The sequence below is a fragment of the Nocardia sp. NPDC050799 genome (assembly GCF_040654015.1).
GTDB lineage: Bacteria > Actinomycetota > Actinomycetes > Mycobacteriales > Mycobacteriaceae > Nocardia.
Window position 1 is genome coordinate 90436 of record NZ_JBFAHF010000008.1, and the last position, 17303, is coordinate 107738.

Sequence of the window (17303 nt, forward strand, 5' to 3'; positions counted from 1 at the left end):
TCGGATCGAGGTGACGCTGACGGGCCGGTCACGCCCACCAGCGGGTGAGTATGCAGGAGCCCGAGCCGGACGATACACACCAACACGCTGTCAGAATTCAGGGGTGAGTGGTGATCAACGCATCTGTTTCATAGGAGATTCTTTTGTCGCCGGGGTGGGTGACCCGCAGGCTCTGGGCTGGACCGGCCGGCTGACCGCGCACGCCCGCGCCGCCGGAGCGGCGTGGACGACGTACAACCTCGGGGTGCGCGGGCACACCTCGGCCGATATCGTCGCGCGATGGTCCGCGGAATGCCTGGTGCGCCTGCCGGCGGGGTCGGACGCGCGGGTGGTGTTCTCCTTCGGAGTGAACGACACCGTGGTCGCCGCGGGCCTGCCACTGGTCGAGACACAGAACTCGGTGACGAATCTGTCCGTGCTGCTCACCACCGCGCAGGCGCAGGAGTGGCCGGTGCTGGTGGTGGGGCCGCCGCCGGTCGACGAGACCGGGCACAATCGGCGGATCGAGGAGCTGGATAGGCGCTTCGAGCAGACGTGTGCCGAGTTCGGGGTGCCGTATGCGGCGTCGTTCCGGCTGCTGGCCGGGGATTCGGTCTGGCGGGCGCAGGTGCGGGCCGGGGACGGGGCACATCCCGCCGCGGAGGGATATGCCGCGTTCGCCGAGCGGCTGCTGCCCTCGTGGCGCCGATGGTTGGGTTACTGAGCGCCCCGTTGGATAAATAGGATAGTTTTTCCGCAAAATGGGTTTCCTCACCGGAAAATGTCCCAGACGGTGAGTCGTCCGTATCCGGCCACCGGGTGTCAGTTCGCCGAGATGCCCGGTGCCGGAGCGCTCCGCATGACCGCGAAGACCTCCCCGAGTTCGGGCACCGACCGCTCCAGTTCGTCGCCGAAATCGCATTCGCATTCCAGCTGGCTCAAGGTGCCGACCATAGTGAGCGCGGCCCGCGCGAACGGAGTGCAGTCCGGCGGCAGGGTCAGCTCCCGCATCACATTCGTCAACCGCAGGGCAGTGGTACGCAATACCTGCTTGCGCAACCACGGTGTGGTGATACGGAACCGCGGGTGCCGCACCGGCTCCGCGCAGGCCGACAGGGCCGCGTCGAGCGCCACCGCGTCGAAAGCCCGGCCCGGCAGCGCGAACCCGTGCGTCCGCACCGCCGTCTCCAGCGCCGCCGGGCCGCCGTTGAAGATCGCGTCGCACATCTCGATCACCAGCCGGGTGAACCCCGGATGCGGCCACGGCGCGCATGCACCGAAATCCACCACCCCCAGTCGCCCGTCGGCGAGCAACCGCAGATTACCGGGATGCGGGTCGCAGTACAGCAGTCCGTGCTGCTCCCATCCGGTCAGCACGAACCGCATCATCAGCTCGCCGACCCGGTCCCGCTGCGCCCGGCTCCCGGACTCGATGAGCCGGATGGCCGGAATCCCGTCGAGCCATTCCGAGACCAGCACGTCGCCGCGCTGATCCAGCACCTCGGGCACCCGGAATTCGGCGCTGTCGGCATACGCCCGCGCGAACGCCCGCTGATTATCGGCCTCGGCCGCGTAATCCAGTTCCGCCCGCACACTCTCACAGAGTGCCTCGGTCACCGATTTCACATCCGCGCCCGGCAGGAACACCGACGCCAATGTCGAAATGCGCCGCAACTGCACCAGATCCGACTCCACCGCCGCCCGGGCGCCGGGATACATGACCTTCACCGCGACTGCGCGCCCGTCGTGCCAGACCCCGCGATGCACCTGGCCGATCGACGCGGCGGCCGCCCGCCGATCGTCGAACTCGCGAAACAGCTCCCGCCAGTTCGGCCCCAGATGCTCGGCCAGCACGGCGTGCACAGTGGCGGGCAGCATCACCGGCGCCGAATCCTGTAGCCGAGCCAGCGCGACCTGGTACGGGGCAGCTATTTCGCGAGGCAGCGCCAGCTGATAGATCGCCAGCAGCTGGCCGAGTTTGGCCGCGCAGCCCTTCAGTTCACCCAGCACCGCGAACATGTGCTCGGCGGTCCGGGACTGGATATCCCGGTTCACCTCCTGCGCCGAACGGCCGAGCGCCCGGCGGCCCGCGCCCGCCGCCTGCCGGCCCGCGAACGCGATCGGTAGTGCTACGAGCTTGGCGCTGCGCAGCGCCCGGCGCACCGGCGGCGCGCCAGGATCACGTCGACTGCTCATACCTCATCCCCAGAAGCGATTCGCCAGTTCTCCTGTGCAGTCTGGCATATTTGCGCATAGACTGTCTGGGACTATCAGCTGCCGAGAAAGGTGCATCCATGGGATCCCGCACGGTGGTCGCCGACGTCGCAGACGAACTGGCACGGCGGGTCGCCGCAGGGGAATATCAGCCGGGTGAGCTGATGCCCTCCGTCCGGCAGGTCGCCGAGGAATTCGAGATGAACCGGGCCACCGCCCAGCTCACCCTCGGTAGGCTGGAGTCCTACGGATTCGTCGAGGCACGGCGCGGTAAGGGTTTCACCATCCGGGAGGTCCGCGCGGCCGGCGGCCTGGACGTCTACCGGCACCTGTTCCGGTTGTCCATCCCGATGCCCGAGGTCGCGATCGAGATGTTCCGCGATATCGTCGAGGTCGAGCGCGGCATCGTGATGGACGCACTGCTCTCCTACACCGGTCTCGCCCACGGTGTCGCCGCCGCGGCCGGGGTCGACCTCGCCGAACTGAAAGCCGAGATCGACTCCCTGGAAACGCTGGCGCGGCTGGACGTTCCCGACTATCGGCGAATTCTCGCCATCGAGATCGGGGTGGTCCGCAAACTCCTCGTAGCCCTCGAATCGAGTATGCAGCGCGCCATCCTGAACTCCATCGGCGAAATGGTCCTCGAAGTGCCCGAGGCCGTCGACGCCTACTTCGCCGGTGCCGCCGACCTGCACGTCCTGGTGTGGCGGGCACTGATCGCGGTCTGGGAATCGGAATCCGGACCCACCCCGGCCCAGCTGGCGCTCTTCGAGGACCTGTTCGGGATGTACCACAACAAGGTCGTCGCCCGCTTCGAGGAACTGATCGGCGCCGAGGACGAAGCCGAAGAGGTTCACGCGGCCACCGCCTGATCGTGGTTGGTGTATCAGGGGCGCTCGGATGGCGACCCGTGTTTCGACCGGACGACGCCGGGTCGAGTCCGGGAACTGTGCGTTGTACCGACGACTCCGAATGCCTTCCGGCGTCATATGCTCGGATCGATTCGTGCTACTGCCGAGTCCGAGGCACTGTACCGCGCGTCCCGAGTCGAGCGCGCGGAGTGGCGTCGTTGCTGGATCCGCTCGATTTCGGCCGATCTACGTCTCGTTATCCGGGACCCATCCGCGGAGTATGGCGCGCACCTCGCTTTTCGGAATGTCGGGCCAAAACTCGGGGTTCCGGGACAATACCGAGTCGTACCAGTCGACCCAGAAATCGAAGCGGTCCGGGTCGGCGGATACTTCACGGGGCATGCGCTCGGAGCAGATCACCATTCCTCGCCAGTCTTCCATCGAGCGATACGTGCTCAGGATTGCACCGGTGTCGACTGCTGAGTTCGCCGGTGTTATTCGATCGAGCCACATATCGGTGGCCTGGGCGCGAGTTGCATCATCGACTTCGGAACCCATGCGCTGGAGGAAGAATTGTGCGTTGTAGAGCGGATCCCCGGGTCCGGCGACTTCCCAGTCGAGGATCCACAGCTTCCCTTGGTTGTCGAGCCGGAGGTTGGATGGAAAGAGGTCGTTGTGGGCGAAGACAGTCGGCTCTGCCGAGCGGCTGACGTCGGGCCGGACATAGTCCGACAGTGGCCCGATGCCGAGTCGGTCCAGCCTGGACCGTCGCTCCGGTGGCAGGCTGCGATAGTCGTCGTCGGCGTGCCGGATCATCTGTTGCTGCCACGCGGGAGTATCTAGATTCATTCCCGCCGGTAAGGGGCGGGAGGATATCAACTGCACCTGATCCAGGAGATCGGGCAACCAATTCATCATCTCGGGATCGTTGAATGCCCGCGTCTCACCGGGCACGTACTGCATGATCGTGAACCTTCGGCCGGTCGACGGATCCGTCCCGGAATAGAGGATCCGGGGTGTCCGTACACCACACGAGCGCGCGTAGGCGATGGCCGCGTTCTCCGGCATCCATTTCTTCACCATGGTCACCACTGGTTGGTCCAACCCACGCCTGACCACCGCCCGCCCTGCACTCGTGTGGACAGTATTCACCCGGTTCATGTTTCCCGCCGCATCCGGTAGTAGATCCCGAACTTGTCGATACAAATTCCGGGCTTCTTCTTCGGAGATTTCGAACCGGTCGCGGCCGGTGCCGCGGTCCGCGTGCCCGGCAGACCCGAGCCGGTAGAGTTCGGCTGCGGATTGCTCATCACTACGCGTGGTCCGGTCGAGGCCGTACCGAATCCCGTGTGGGACTCGGTGATGGGCATCGCTTACCCGCGGGGCCGCCTTTTCGGCCATCGTCTCAGCGAGACGTTTGGCTGCCTCGATCATTGTGGCGGCGATCTCGCCGCTGCCGGACCTATCCAACGATTCCCGCCGCTGTCGGACAGCGACATCGAGGTAGGCAAAACCGACTTCCGCCGGCTCCGGACAGACGCGAAAGGCGAGTTCGCTGGTGGACCAGGTTCCGGGCCGACCGGTGCGAGTCGGCTGATGCGCGGGCAGCGCGCCGTGCCGGCCGATCGCTGTGTGCCGGAGTCGCCGCCGGCCCGCAGCGGGCACCGACAATGACAAGAGCGATTCGAAAGATCACCGGGTCGGCCGGCGAGGTACCGGACTCGTCAGCTTTCCCGACTCCCGTGACGTTATCGATGCCTGCACACGAAAGGTCCTTCAGCTGGATAGGGCCCCGAATCTCTGTGATCAACCCAGGCAGCCACATGTGCGGAACGAAAGTACTCTAACGTAACCAATTCGGAGCCGATGGGGTTGCCGGCAAGGAATATGCTTCAGCCGCGCACGAGTCCGCCCATCGCCGGTAGCGCGCGGGCTGGTGATGTCGCGCCCTGCTCAGTCCGTTGCGTTCGGCTCCGGCAAGTACTTGTCAGCGGCGTCCGTGACGCCTACGACCGGCTCAGGCAACCTTGCAACCTTCCGTCCTGCCGAACGTCGGTACCGACTACCGCCCCGCGGCCGAGTAACCTGCCCCATCCTCTTGCTGCCCGGCTCGGTACGCATCAGGGCACGGACATCCAGAGTTTGCCGGTACGTGCCTCCGACGCCACCGGGTCCTGAGCCCCACACAGAAAAAGGCTTTCCGCCGGTGCGCACCCGAAAAGTGATTCTCGGGTGCGCACCGGCAGGGCCTGATCAGGTATCGGCCCCGCGCCGCCGGGGAGCTCAGATATCGCCGTTGAGCTTGTTCAGCCGTTCGCAGGCCGTGACGTACTCCTCGACCAGCCGGTTCATGACGTCGGCCGAGCGTTCCGTCTTGTTCATCATGCCGACCACCTGGCCGACCGGGTTGAAGTTCACGTCCTTGGCGGCTTCCGGGTAGCGGTGGCCGCGCTTCACGCCGTCCAGGGCCACCATCATCTGCAGCGGCATGGGCAGCGGGTCGGGGGTGTCGGCGGACTCCCAGGCATCGGTCCAGTCGTTGCGCAGCATGCGGGCCGGTTTTCCGGTCCAGGCGCGGGAGCGGATGGTGTCGTGGCTGGTGGCGTCGATGTAGGTCTTCATCTGAGCGGGTGGCACATTGGCCTCTTCCACGGTCAGCCAGATGGAGCCGGTCCACGCGCCTGCGGCGCCCATCGCCATGGCGGCGGCGACCTGGCGGCCGTCGCCGATTCCACCGGCCGCGAGGACCGGCAGATCGCCCACAGCGTCGATGACCTGCGGCCACAGCACCAGCGAGGAGACCTCGCCGCAGTGACCGCCGCCCTCGGTGCCCTGGCAGACCACGAAGTCCAGGCCGGCCTCCTTGTGGTTGAGCGCGTGTTTCACCGAACCGCACAGCGCGCCGATCAGCCGGCCGGATTCCTGGATCTGGGAGACGAACTCCGGCGGCGGGGTGCCGAGCGCGTTGGCGACCAGCTTCGCTTTCGGATGCCGCAGGATCACCTCGACCTGCGGCGCGGCGGTGGTGGCGGTCCAGCCGAGCAGCTGCGGGTGGACCTCTTCTTCAGGGAGCTTCGGCACACCGTGGTCGGCGAGGATCTTTTCGGCGAAGTCGCGATGCCCCTGGGGAACGTGTTTGGCGAGTTCGGTCTCGAGCTGTTCGGGGGACAGGCCGTCGATGCCCTTGCCCTCATATTTGGAAGGGATGACGAGGTCGACGCCATAGGGCTTGTCGCCCACGTGTTCGTCCAGCCAGGCCAGTTCGACCTCGAGCTGTTCGGCGGTGAACCCGACCGCGCCGAGTACGCCGAGACCGCCGGCGTTGCTGACCGCGGCCGCCACATCGCGGCAGTGGGTGAAGGCGAAGATGGGGAACTCGATCCCCAGCCGGTCACAGATATCGGTACGCATGGCGGTGCTGTCTCCCTATGCCTGGAACAAGTTACATAATTGCCGCGCGGCGGCTGATCCGGCCGCTGTCACCCGGGCGGCCCGAATACGGCGAACACCTCCGACAACGGTGGTCGGCGCAGTGGAACGCGACGGGTGTCATACCTTGAATGTAACACGTTCTAGTTTTATTGGAACCGGTTCAACCACGCGCCCTCGGTCCGACCTCCCGCACCGGCGTCGCCTCTTCCGGATCCACGGCGGCGTGTCCCCGCGGTGCCCGCGCCGGGACCCGCAGGAACACCCAGAACAACACCACCAGCAGGGTGGCCCGGCCCCAGACGCCGAACCGGACCACCGCCTCCATCAGCTCGACCGAATGCCCGGTCCCCATCGTGTAGAAGTAGCGGAAGACGCCCACCCCGATCGCTATATCGGCGACCAGATAGCTCCACACGACCGGCCACGGCACCGCCAGCAGCACCAGGAACGGGATCAGCCACAGGGTGTACTGCGGCGAATGCACCTTGTGGAACAGCAGGAACCCGCACAGCATCGCCCCGCTGACGCCGAGCCACGGGTACACGCCGGAGTGGGTGTACTGCCACCATCCCGCCCCCAAGGCCACGGCGAACGACACGATGATCAGCGTCGGCGAAACGATCGATACGATTTCGGTGAACGCGGCGCTGCTCAGCGGGTCGGAGCCGAACAGCGGCCGCAGGCCCCAGTACCAGATCGAATTGGTGGTGATATCGGCCTCGCGCTGCTGCTGGAACTCGATCGAGGCACGCCAGCCGTCGAAACCGGCCAGCGCGAACGGCAGATTGACCGCCACCACCGTGCCGCATGCGGCGGCCGCGGTGCCCAGCGCGCCGGCCACATCCAGCCGGGTGCGTTCGCCCCGGCCGGCGCGCCCCCGCTCCCCGCCGGTCAGCACATACAGCAGCAGCGGGATCACGAAGATCGCCGGATAGATCTTGAAACAGAACCCCAGGCCCAGCAGCATCGCCGCCGTCGCCCCGCGGACACGTAACGGGCAGCGGGTCGCCGCCATCACCGCGGCGGCCGCCACCGTCGTGCACACCACCGGAAGTTCCCAGTTGTGGAACGCGTACAGCACCAGCGGTGGTCCCGCGGCCCACAGCAGCGCGGCCCGACCGGCCAAACGGGCCAGCAGCCAGGCGGTGACCAGTGCGAACGGTGCCAGCAGCAGTGCCGAACGGAGCAGGAAGGCCGCGTCGTTGTGGGCGCCCAGCGCGCCGAGCCACATCAGCAGCCCGCTCAGCACCGGATATTCCACGGCACCGCCGGTAAGGGTGCCGTCTGCGGTGATGCCGCCGTGCACGTAGGGGAAAATATGCTGATCGATATCGCGGCCCAGCCAGAGGAACTGGATATCGGAATAACAGACCCGGGCGTCCTTGACGTAATCGAAAGCGGCACTGCGACCGTCGGCGCGGAAGGGCGCTCCGGCGCAGCGCGCCTTGTTGAGAAATGCCACCATGAGGGTCGCGCCGCACAACAGCACAACCGTGAGGACGGCGGTACCGCGGCCGACGCGATCGGCCCCGGGCACACATACGGCCGGTCCGATCGACATACCGACACACTAGTGGGATCCGCCACGTGCCGCCGCGCGATCGTATCCGCCGCGGCCGCCGGTGGTGCCCGCGTTCGGCCAGGTCGGAAGGTATACGAGGAATAGTCGAAATCGACCTCGCGGCGAGCGTGGAATCCCATTTCGCGACTTCGGCGGCAAGGTCGTCACAGTGCCGAAGATCGATTTCGTTTCCGGCGGCCCGCTCGGGTACTCTTGCCCGGTTGCTGACGCGACGACCCTCCTGCCACGGACCGTCCGTGGCCGAACCCAGACCACAGGAGGTGATTGGTTCGTGCGTCATTATGAAGTAATGGTCATCCTCGATCCGAGCATGGACGAGCGCACCGTCGGACCGTCCCTGGAAAATCTGCTCGGCGTTGTCCGCACCGAGGGCGGCAAAATCGACAAGGTCGATATCTGGGGCCGTAAGCGCCTCGCCTACGAGATTCGTAAACAGGCCGAAGGCATCTACGCGGTGATCGATCTGACCGCCGAGCCCGCCACGGTGAACGAACTCGACCGCCAGCTGGGCCTCAACGAGCAGGTGCTGCGCACCAAGGTTCTGCGCAACGACAAGTAGTTCCGGCGCTACCGCCGTTTCGTCGGAGTCTGTCTCTAGGCTCTAGCGCAACAGGCGAGTGCACCTGGACTGCACACCGAGCAGGAGGAACCCCCCATGGCAGCTGGCGATACGGTAATCACGGTCATCGGAAATCTGACGGCCGATCCCGAGCTCCGATTCACGCCCGCGGGCGCGGCGGTGGCCAATTTCACCGTGGCCTCGACACCCCGCATTTTCGACCGTAATACCAACGAGTGGAAAGACGGCGAAGCGCTGTTCCTGCGCTGCAATATCTGGCGCGAGGCCGCGGAGAACGTCGCCGAGAGCCTGACCAGGGGATCCCGTGTGATCGTCAGCGGACGGCTCAAGCAGCGCTCCTTCGAAACCCGTGAGGGCGAGAAGCGCACGGTCGTCGAGCTCGAGGTCGACGAGGTCGGCCCGTCGCTGCGGTACGCCACGGCCAAGGTCAACAAGACCAGTCGCGGTGGCGGGGGCGGTGGATTCGGTTCCAACAGCGGCGGTGGTGGTAACTACAACGCCGGAAACGGTGGCGGTGGACGGTCCGAGCAGGGCGCTGCGGATGACCCTTGGGGTAGCGCGCCCGCGGCCGGCTCCTTCGGGGGCGGGCGGACGGACGATGAACCGCCGTTCTGAGACGGCCCGCATCGGCCCGCGACAGTGGGCCACCAAGAATACGGAGTGAACGAAAATGGCCAAGGCACCGGCGCGCGAAAAGGTGCTCAAGAAGAAGGCTTGCGCTTTCTGCAAGGAGAGCAAGTCCGGCATCGTCGACATCAACTACAAAGATGTGCCGCTGCTGCGCAAGTACGTCAGTGAGCGTGGCAAGATCCGCGCTCGCCGGGTCACCGGCAACTGCGTACAGCACCAGCGCGATATCGCCATCGCGGTGAAGAACTCGCGGGAGATGGCGCTGCTGCCCTACGTTTCGACGGCTCGCTGAGAAAGGTCGGTCAAGCATATGAAGCTCATTCTGACTGCCGATGTGGACAACCTCGGCGCTCCCGGCGACACCGTCGAGGTCAAGGACGGCTACGGCCGTAACTACCTGCTGCCCCGTGGACTGGCCATCGTCGCCAGCCGCGGTGCGCAGAAGCAGGTCGAGGGAATCCGCCGGGCCCAGGAGGCCCGCCGGGTGCGCGATCTCGGCCATGCCAACGAACTGAAGCAGGCCATCGAGGGTCTCGACGGGGTTTCGCTGTCGGTCAAGACCGCGGGCACCGGAAAACTCTTCGGTTCGGTCACCCAGTCCGATGTCGCCGCCGCCATCAAGTCGGCCGGGGGCCCGGTGCTGGACAAGCGCAGCATCGAACTGCCGAAGTCGCATATCAAGGCCACCGGTAAGCATCAGGTGACCGTCCATCTGCACCCGGACGTCGCCGCGAAATTTGCGCTGGAGGTCGTGGCCGCCGGCTGAGTCGGCCCACGTATACATACCCCGGAACCGGGGATCACGTCCGCTCGGCCATGGGTAGACGTGATCCCCGGCCGGTTGTGCTTTGCCATAGCAATCGCTGGTTAGCTCGACGGTTGCTGAAATTCTTGTGCTGGCAGGCGCCTGCATATGTGCAGGCGGCGCCGCTTCGAGTTGGGGGTGTCTTATCCACAAGATGTGAGTCCTGTGGATCGATCACAAAACCAACCGGACGTAATGTGACGCAGCTCATATCTGTTCGCCTGTCCGTTAACTCAACACGCCCGGATGTTCAACATCTCCGACACGCCGATACTTTGTTTATCCACACTGCGTGGCCGCGAAAAATCTAGATCTAGCTGGGCATTTTCCCGGGCTGACCTGCGTTTTCCCCAAGTTGTCCACAAGTTGTGCACAACCGGAGGTGAACTATCCCCAGGTTATCCACAGGTCTGTGCACAGGCGCGGTTGGCATGTGGATAGAACCTCGCCTAGGTTCATCGCAGCACCATGTGTGACACCACGCCACGATGCGGGGGTTCGGTTCTCTCTGGGTGATAGCTGGTACGCCTGACCACTGGTCACCGGCGCCTCGGCATACCGGCGAACTTGTCGGACCCGTGGGGTAGAACCGGTCGTCAAAGGGTGCGTCCGGTCAGAAGGAGAGGACGGTCGAGTCGGATGGCAGTCGTCGATGACCGCGGGCACACGGACTTCCCGCCGGAGCCCCCCGGCGAGGATTTCGGGCGCCAGCCGCCACACGATATGGCGGCCGAACAGTCGGTGCTCGGCGGCATGCTGCTCAGCAAGGACGCCATCGCGGACGTGGTCGAAGTACTGCGCTCCGGTGATTTCTACCGGCCCGCCCATCAGGCCGTATACGACGCCATCCTCGATCTCTACGGGCGTGGCGAACCCGCCGACCCGGTCACCGTCGCCGCCGGCCTGGACCGCCGCGGTGAACTGAAGAGAATCGGCGGTGCCCCCTACCTGGTCACCCTCACCCAGACCGTCCCCACCGCGGCGAACGCCGGTTTCTACGCAGAGATCGTGGCCGAGAAGGCGATCCTGCGCCGCCTGGTGGAAGCCGGCACCCGCATCGTGCAGTACGGCTACGCGGGCGCCGACGGCCAGGACGTCGCCGAGGTGGTCGACCGCGCCCAGGCCGAGGTCTACGAGGTCACCGAACGCCGGACCTCCGAAGATTTCCTCCCGCTGGAAGAGCTCCTCCAGCCCACCATGGACGAGATCGACTCCATCGCCTCCCGGGGCGGTATCTCCCTCGGTGTACCAACCGGATTCTCCGAACTCGACGAACTCACCAACGGCCTGCACCCGGGCCAGATGATCATCGTCGCGGCGAGACCTGGGGTGGGCAAATCGACTCTGGGAATGGATTTCATGCGCAGTGCCTCGATTCGGCACGGGCTGGCGAGCGTGATCTTCTCGCTGGAGATGAGCCGGACCGAGATCGTCATGCGCCTGCTGTCGGCCGAGGCGAAGATCAAGCTCGGGGATATGCGGGCCGGCCGGATGAGCGACGACGACTGGACCAAATTGGCGCGGCGGATGAGCGAGATCAGCGAAGCACCGCTGTTCGTGGACGATTCGCCGAACCTCACCATGATGGAGATCCGGGCCAAGGCGCGGCGGCTGAAACAGCGCCACGACCTGAAACTGGTTGTGGTGGACTACCTCCAGCTGATGACCTCGGGTAAGAAGGTCGAATCCCGGCAGCAGGAGGTTTCGGACTTCTCCCGTAATCTGAAGCTGCTGGCCAAGGAGCTGGAAGTTCCCGTCATCGCGATCAGTCAGCTCAACCGTGGTCCGGAACAGCGCACCGATAAGCGCCCACAAGTCTCTGACCTGCGCGAATCGGGATGTCTGCCGGCTTCTGCCCGGATACTTCGGGCGGACAACGGCGCAGAGGAGACTCTCGGTGAGTTGCTGGCCAGTGGAAAACAGCCCTTGGTCTGGTCGCTCGACGAGCGTATGCGGCTGGTTGCGCGGCCGATGGTCAAAGTGTTCCCCAGCGGCCACAAAGAGGTTTTCCTTGTTCGCTTGGCCTCTGGACGTCAGGTCGAGGCAACCGGAAATCACCCCTTCCTCACTGTCGACGGCTGGATACCGTTGGAGCGACTGTCCATTGACGACCGTGTTGCGACCCCGCGTACTATGCCGGAGCCGGTCTGCGCCGAGCGAATGCCGGACGCGGAGGTGGTGCTGCTGGCTCATATGATCGGCGATGGTTCATGTGTCCGTCGGCAGCCGATCCGGTACGCGAGTATCGACGAAGAAAACCTCGCGGCCGTAACCGAGGCAGCACGGCATTTCGGTATCACTGCTGTCCGAGACGAGTACCCGGCAGCTCGGGTGACGACACTGCGGCTGCCTGCGCCGTACCGCCTCGCCCGAGGAAAGCGGAATCCTATCGCCGTCTGGTTGGAAGATCTCGGGCTCTTCGGACTGCGCAGCTATGAGAAGTTCATCCCACGACAAGTATTTGCATTACCGACAGACCAAGTCGCGTTGTTCATCCGGCACCTGTGGGCAACCGACGGTTCGGTCCGCTGGGATTCCTCGGGACGCCAGGCGCGCATCTATTACGCCTCCACCAGCCGTCGGCTTATCGACGACCTCGATCGACTCCTCCTGCGCCTCGGGGTGCACGGCCGGATAAAAGCGGCTCGGAAGCCCGGCTACCGCGTGTGCTGGCACCTGACAGTGGACGGTGCCGAGAACCAGACCGTTTTCCTCCGGGATATCGGCGTGCACGGAACTCGTGGGGTGACCGGCCGTATCGCACTCGGCCACCTGGCGTCCGTGGCGGGGAATGTCAACGTAGATACGGTGCCCAAGGAGGTCTGGTCGAAGGTCCGCACGTTACTCGCGACCAAAGAGATGACACACCGTGAATTTGCGGCTGCGATGAACTCCAGATTCTGCGGATCTACGATGTGGAAGCGCTCGCCCAGCCGCTCTCGACTCGCCCGCGTCGCGGAGGTGCTGGAAGACGCCGATATCGAGATGCTGGCGACGAACGACGTCTTCTGGGACAGGATCGTGGAGATCACCAGCCTCGGTGAACAGGAAGTATTCGACGGCACAGTCCCCGGTACCCACAATTTCGTCGCGAATGGGGTATCGCTGCACAACAGTCTCGAACAGGACGCCGATATGGTCATCCTGCTACACCGGCCGGATGCGTTCGAACGCGACGACCCACGCGGCGGCGAAGCGGACCTCATCGTCGGTAAACACCGTAACGGGCCCACGGCAACCATCACCGTCGCTCACCAGCTGCATCTGTCGCGCTTCGTCGATATGGCCCGCGGCTGAACACCGGATGAGGCGGACGAACCGACATGACACTCGACTCCGACGTCGACGCGGCGCTGGCCGGCCTCGACGACAAGCGCGGCAGCATGGTTCCGTTCGCCGGCGCCTGGTTCATTGCACCGTATCCCCGTGCCCAACTGGCCTCCCGCGGATTCGGGCTAGAGATTCCGGATGACGCGGCAGGGGTTGCCGGCGGCGAAGACACGGGGCGGGATATCGCGGGTGACCACGCTACCGGCGCCGATCACCGAGTTCGCGCCGATGGTGACTCCGGCGCAGACGATGACGCCGCCGCCCAGCCAGGTGTTGTCGCCGATGCTGATGGGCGCGGCGGATTCCCAGCCGGCCCGCCGGAGTTCGTGGTCCTCCATGGGGTGTAGCGGGGTGAGGATCTGGGCGCGGGGGCCGATCGCCACATCATTGCCGATGGTGACGGGGGCGCAGTCGAGGACCACGGTGTCGTAATTGAGGAAGGTGTTGCTGCCGATTCTGGTCAGGTAACCGTAGTCGCAGCGGAACGGCGGCATGATCACGGTGTCGGCACCACACTCGCCCAGCAGTTTGCCGAGGATTTCCTGCCGTTCGGTCTCCGCATCGGGGGCGGTGTCGTTGTAGCGGGCGGTCAGCGCGTGACAGGCGCGGCGTTCTGCGACGAGTTCCGGGTCGTTGCCGCGATAGAGATCGCCGCCCAACATACGTTCCTTATCGGTCGCCATGGACTCGATACTGCCGGACCGGTGCGGTGCGTGCCGCGACCTGCCGGCCGCTCGGCGGTGCCGTGCAGCGGAAGGGCTGTGGGCGGCGCGATCCGGGTCGCGCGAAGTACCGGCGCGCGGTGTTTTGTTGTGCGCGGTGCCGCAGGGTCACACCTGGCGTCCCCGAAGCGGCGCAGTGGGGACGATCCGCTGTCGGAGTAGGTGTTTTCCCAGCTCACGGACGTAAGCTAGGGGTGTAACGTCCGCTCGTCGAGGAGGACGGCAATGGTCGAGAGTCCGCGAACGATCGCCGGAACCGAACCGGCGCTGCCCGCGGGTGCGGATGCGGAGCGGTTCGCCGGGTACGGAGTGATGGGTCAGCCGTTCGCGAGCGGCCACTACCTGGCCTTCCGGCATTTCGCCGCCAGCTCGGTGGGGTCCGGATACGAATCGGTCTGGCACCGGAACCCGGATCGGGAATGGGTCATCTACAGCAGTGTCGCGCCGGAGACCAGTTGTGTGCGGTACTACGGTGCCGCGCTCGTGGACGCGCGGGTCGCGGATATCTCCGTGACCTGGACGGGCCCCTTCGCGTTGACGGTGCAGGTGGCCGGCACGCTGGTATGGGATATCGAGCTGGGGCGGTCGCCCGCGACGACGGCGATGACGGCGCTGGGCAGCGTGCTGCCCGCAGCGCTGTGGCGAAACACTGCGGTGCTGTCGGTCATGTCACGGGTGGCGGGCCCGGCGCTCGGCGTGGGACGGGTGCGGTTGCGCGGCACCACACCGAACGGGCAATGGTTCCGGCTCGAGCCGCGGATGCTGTGGACGGTCGAGCATACGGTGGCCCGGATCGACGGGGTCGATATCGGGCCGTCCGGGCCGTTGGCCGAGCAGACAGCGCTCGGTGATTTCCGGTTGCCGCAGCGCGGCATGTTCGCGGTGGGTAAGGCGTACTTCGAGCAGTACGACGCTGCGCGGCACGAGGCGGGGGCACCGGGAACTTGACGGCCCGGGCCGGCCGGGTCGCGCGCGGCGAGGTCCGTCCGGCCGGCCGCGGGTAGGAGCGCGTTGCCGCTCCTACCCGATGAAACGGCAGTGGGAGCCGACCCTCGGGTCCGCTCCCACCGCCGTTCGGGGCGTGTCGTGTCAGCCCACCGGGGCCGGCTCCGAGGCCTCGGCGGGTTTCGTATCGTCATCCTTGCGGTTGCGCCGGATGCTGGAGAGCACCGCCGCGCCGATGAAGGCGATACCGATGAGCCCGGTGACGAGCTCGTGGACGTGAATATCGCCCACCGTGATCAGCAGGATCAGGGCCAGTGCGCCGATGGCCCAGTGGGCGCCGTGCTCGAGGTAGACGTATTCGTTCAGCGTGCCCTTGCGCACCAGGTAGACGGTGATCGACCGGACGAACATGGCGCCGATCAGGCCGAGGCCCAGGGCGATGATGATCGGGTCGGCGGTGATGGCGAAGGCGCCGATCACACCGTCGAACGAGAACGAGGCGTCGAGGACCTCGAGGTAGAGGAACAGGAAGAACCCGGCCTTACCGGTGGCCTTGGCCAGCCCGGACGGGCCGCCGGCGGCTTCTTCGGCGCGTTCCTCGGCGTTGAACATCGAACCCAGACCGTCGACGGCGATGTAGATGATCATGCCGAGCAGACCGGCCAGCAGCACGGTGGAGCGGTCATCGTCGTGGGCGAGGAACTCCGCGGCCAGCACCAGGCCGATCCCGGCGACGACCACCGAGGCCATGTCCAGCTTGCCGGCCTTGGCCAGGGGGCGTTCCAGCCAGGACAGCCAGGTGATTTCGCGGTCGGCGAGGATGAAGTTCAGGAACAGCATCGCCAGGAACATGCCGCCGAACGCCGCGATCTGCGGGTGTGCGTCGGTGAGCAGGGTCTCGTAGCTGGGGGAGCCGTCGGGGAAGAAGGCGGCGTCGCCGGGGGGTGGGTTCAGCGCGAGGTCGAAGGCTTCGACGGGGTTCAGTCCCGCGGTGACCCACACGATGGCCAGCGGGAAGACCAGCCGCATACCGAAGACGGCGATCAGGATGCCGATGGTGAGGAAGATCTTCTGCCAGAACTCACTCATCTTCTCCAAGATGGTGGCGTTGATGACGGCGTTGTCGAACGACAGCGATACCTCGAGGATGCCGAGGATGAGGCAGAGCGCCAGGGCGGTCGGGCCGCCGTAGAGGAATGCCACCCCCAGCGACAGCACCGTGACTACTAAGGATAAACCGAATATGCGCAGGACCACGCTGGGACCTTTCGTGTGCGGTGGCCGGACTGCGGTCGGTATCCCGGCCTGTACGAGAAACCTGGTCGGCGGTATCGACGACCAGTCACCAGCGTTGCCGTCTACCGCCTATTTGTCCAATTTGTCCCCTGACGCCTCTGGGACAGAGAACGAGGGGGCCCGTCACCGGACCCCCTCACGCTACCCGGAGGTGTGGATCGTCAGACGTTCACACCGTAGTCACGCGCGATACCGGCCAGGCCGGACGCGTAACCCTGGCCGATGGCGCGGAACTTCCACTCGGCCCCGTTGCGGTACAGCTCACCGAAGACCATGGCGGTCTCGGTGGAGGCGTCCTCGGACAGGTCGTAGCGGGCCAGCTCCTCGCCGTTCGCCCGGTTCACGACGCGGATGTAGGCGTTGCGCACCTGACCGAACGACTGCGAACGGCCGTCCGCCTCGTAGATCGAGACGGGGAAGAAGATGCTCTCGATATTCGCCGGAGTGTTGGCGAGGTCGACATTGATGACCTCGTCGTCGCCTTCGCCCTCACCGGTGGTGTTGTCTCCGACATGCTCGATGGCGCCGTCGGGGGACTTGAGGTTGTTGAAGAACACGAAGTGCTGGTCGGAGACGACCTTCTTGTCGGCTCCGGTGGCGATCGCGCTGGCGTCCAGATCGAAATCGGTGCCCGTGGTGGTGCGCACATCCCAGCCCAGGCCGACGGCGACCGCAGTGAGGCCCGGAGCCGCCTTGCTCAGCGAGACGTTGCCGCCCTTGGACAAACTGACACCCATGCGGGATTCCCTTTCGTAGTCGTCTGTGATTCCCAGCATGTCGGTAACCGCCGGGTACGGAATACGACAGTAGTGGGTTTCGGTGAACTTGCGTACAAACTCGGGCAAGCCGGTCACCGGCACGCGTGGGCGGCGGGCCCGGATGGTTTGAGATCGAACGCTTTCGGAGTGCGGGCCCGCGCCGCTCCGTCGCCGTCACG

Annotated in this window: 15 protein-coding genes; 8 read left to right on the top strand and 7 right to left on the bottom strand. The window is 65.6% G+C overall.

Annotated features, from left to right (window positions below; translation table 11 throughout):
* The first annotated feature begins 103 nt into the window (after nt 1-103).
* Nucleotides 104-703 (top strand): GDSL-type esterase/lipase family protein, encoded by a 600-nt coding sequence (locus AB0H42_RS10820; RefSeq protein ID WP_357053073.1) that lies wholly within the window; start codon nt 104-106, stop codon nt 701-703.
* A gap of 98 nt (nt 704-801) precedes the next feature.
* Here AB0H42_RS10820 and AB0H42_RS10825 read toward each other — a convergent pair whose 3' ends face one another.
* A complete protein-coding gene (locus tag AB0H42_RS10825; RefSeq protein ID WP_357053076.1) occupies nt 802-2175 on the bottom strand; it encodes an AarF/ABC1/UbiB kinase family protein in 1374 nt (457 codons plus the stop codon).
* Between the two features lie 98 nt (nt 2176-2273).
* Between AB0H42_RS10825 and AB0H42_RS10830 the strand changes: the two genes are divergently transcribed.
* Complete coding sequence (locus AB0H42_RS10830; RefSeq protein ID WP_357053078.1) at nt 2274-3065, top strand: winged helix-turn-helix domain-containing protein; 792 nt, start codon at nt 2274-2276, stop codon at nt 3063-3065.
* Between the two features lie 225 nt (nt 3066-3290).
* On the opposite strand, the gene AB0H42_RS10835 is transcribed toward AB0H42_RS10830, so the two are convergent.
* From AB0H42_RS10835 to AB0H42_RS10845, 3 genes are all read right to left on the bottom strand, one after another.
* Complete coding sequence (locus AB0H42_RS10835; protein ID WP_357053081.1) at nt 3291-4709, bottom strand: aminoglycoside phosphotransferase family protein; 1419 nt, start codon at nt 4707-4709, stop codon at nt 3291-3293.
* A 618-nt stretch (nt 4710-5327) separates the two neighbouring features.
* Nucleotides 5328-6455, bottom strand: coding sequence for a nitronate monooxygenase family protein (locus AB0H42_RS10840; protein WP_357053084.1), 1128 nt, complete (start codon nt 6453-6455; stop codon nt 5328-5330).
* A gap of 181 nt (nt 6456-6636) precedes the next feature.
* The gene (locus tag AB0H42_RS10845; RefSeq protein WP_357053361.1) at nt 6637-7941 is read right to left on the bottom strand and encodes a hypothetical protein; all 1305 of its coding nucleotides are present in this window, start codon (nt 7939-7941) and stop codon (nt 6637-6639) included.
* Nucleotides 7942-8329: 388 nt separating this feature from the next.
* On the opposite strand from AB0H42_RS10845, the gene rpsF reads away from it, so the two are divergent.
* From rpsF to AB0H42_RS10870, 5 genes are all read left to right on the top strand, one after another.
* Nucleotides 8330-8617, top strand: a complete 288-nt coding sequence (gene rpsF / locus AB0H42_RS10850; protein ID WP_357053364.1) for a 30S ribosomal protein S6 — start codon at nt 8330-8332, stop codon at nt 8615-8617.
* 96 nt (nt 8618-8713) lie between these two features.
* Complete coding sequence (locus tag AB0H42_RS10855) at nt 8714-9253, top strand: single-stranded DNA-binding protein (RefSeq protein ID WP_030524533.1); 540 nt, start codon at nt 8714-8716, stop codon at nt 9251-9253.
* A 55-nt stretch (nt 9254-9308) separates the two neighbouring features.
* Nucleotides 9309-9560, top strand: a complete 252-nt coding sequence (rpsR, locus tag AB0H42_RS10860) for a 30S ribosomal protein S18 (RefSeq protein WP_030524534.1) — start codon at nt 9309-9311, stop codon at nt 9558-9560.
* A gap of 18 nt (nt 9561-9578) precedes the next feature.
* Nucleotides 9579-10034, top strand: coding sequence for a 50S ribosomal protein L9 (gene rplI, locus AB0H42_RS10865; RefSeq protein ID WP_357053087.1), 456 nt, complete (start codon nt 9579-9581; stop codon nt 10032-10034).
* A gap of 678 nt (nt 10035-10712) precedes the next feature.
* The gene (locus AB0H42_RS10870) at nt 10713-13370 is read left to right on the top strand and encodes a replicative DNA helicase (RefSeq protein WP_357053089.1); all 2658 of its coding nucleotides are present in this window, start codon (nt 10713-10715) and stop codon (nt 13368-13370) included.
* Between the two features lie 158 nt (nt 13371-13528).
* Here AB0H42_RS10870 and AB0H42_RS10875 read toward each other — a convergent pair whose 3' ends face one another.
* Nucleotides 13529-14086, bottom strand: a complete 558-nt coding sequence (locus AB0H42_RS10875; RefSeq protein ID WP_357053092.1) for a sugar O-acetyltransferase — start codon at nt 14084-14086, stop codon at nt 13529-13531.
* A 264-nt stretch (nt 14087-14350) separates the two neighbouring features.
* Between AB0H42_RS10875 and AB0H42_RS10880 the strand changes: the two genes are divergently transcribed.
* Nucleotides 14351-15073, top strand: coding sequence for a hypothetical protein (locus tag AB0H42_RS10880; protein WP_357053095.1), 723 nt, complete (start codon nt 14351-14353; stop codon nt 15071-15073).
* Nucleotides 15074-15214: 141 nt separating this feature from the next.
* On the opposite strand, the gene AB0H42_RS10885 is transcribed toward AB0H42_RS10880, so the two are convergent.
* Both AB0H42_RS10885 and AB0H42_RS10890 read right to left on the bottom strand, forming a co-directional pair.
* Nucleotides 15215-16327, bottom strand: a complete 1113-nt coding sequence (locus AB0H42_RS10885; protein ID WP_357053098.1) for a DUF475 domain-containing protein — start codon at nt 16325-16327, stop codon at nt 15215-15217.
* Between the two features lie 200 nt (nt 16328-16527).
* Nucleotides 16528-17103 (bottom strand): TerD family protein, encoded by a 576-nt coding sequence (locus AB0H42_RS10890; protein ID WP_357053367.1) that lies wholly within the window; start codon nt 17101-17103, stop codon nt 16528-16530.
* Between the last annotated feature and the right edge of the window lie 200 nt (nt 17104-17303).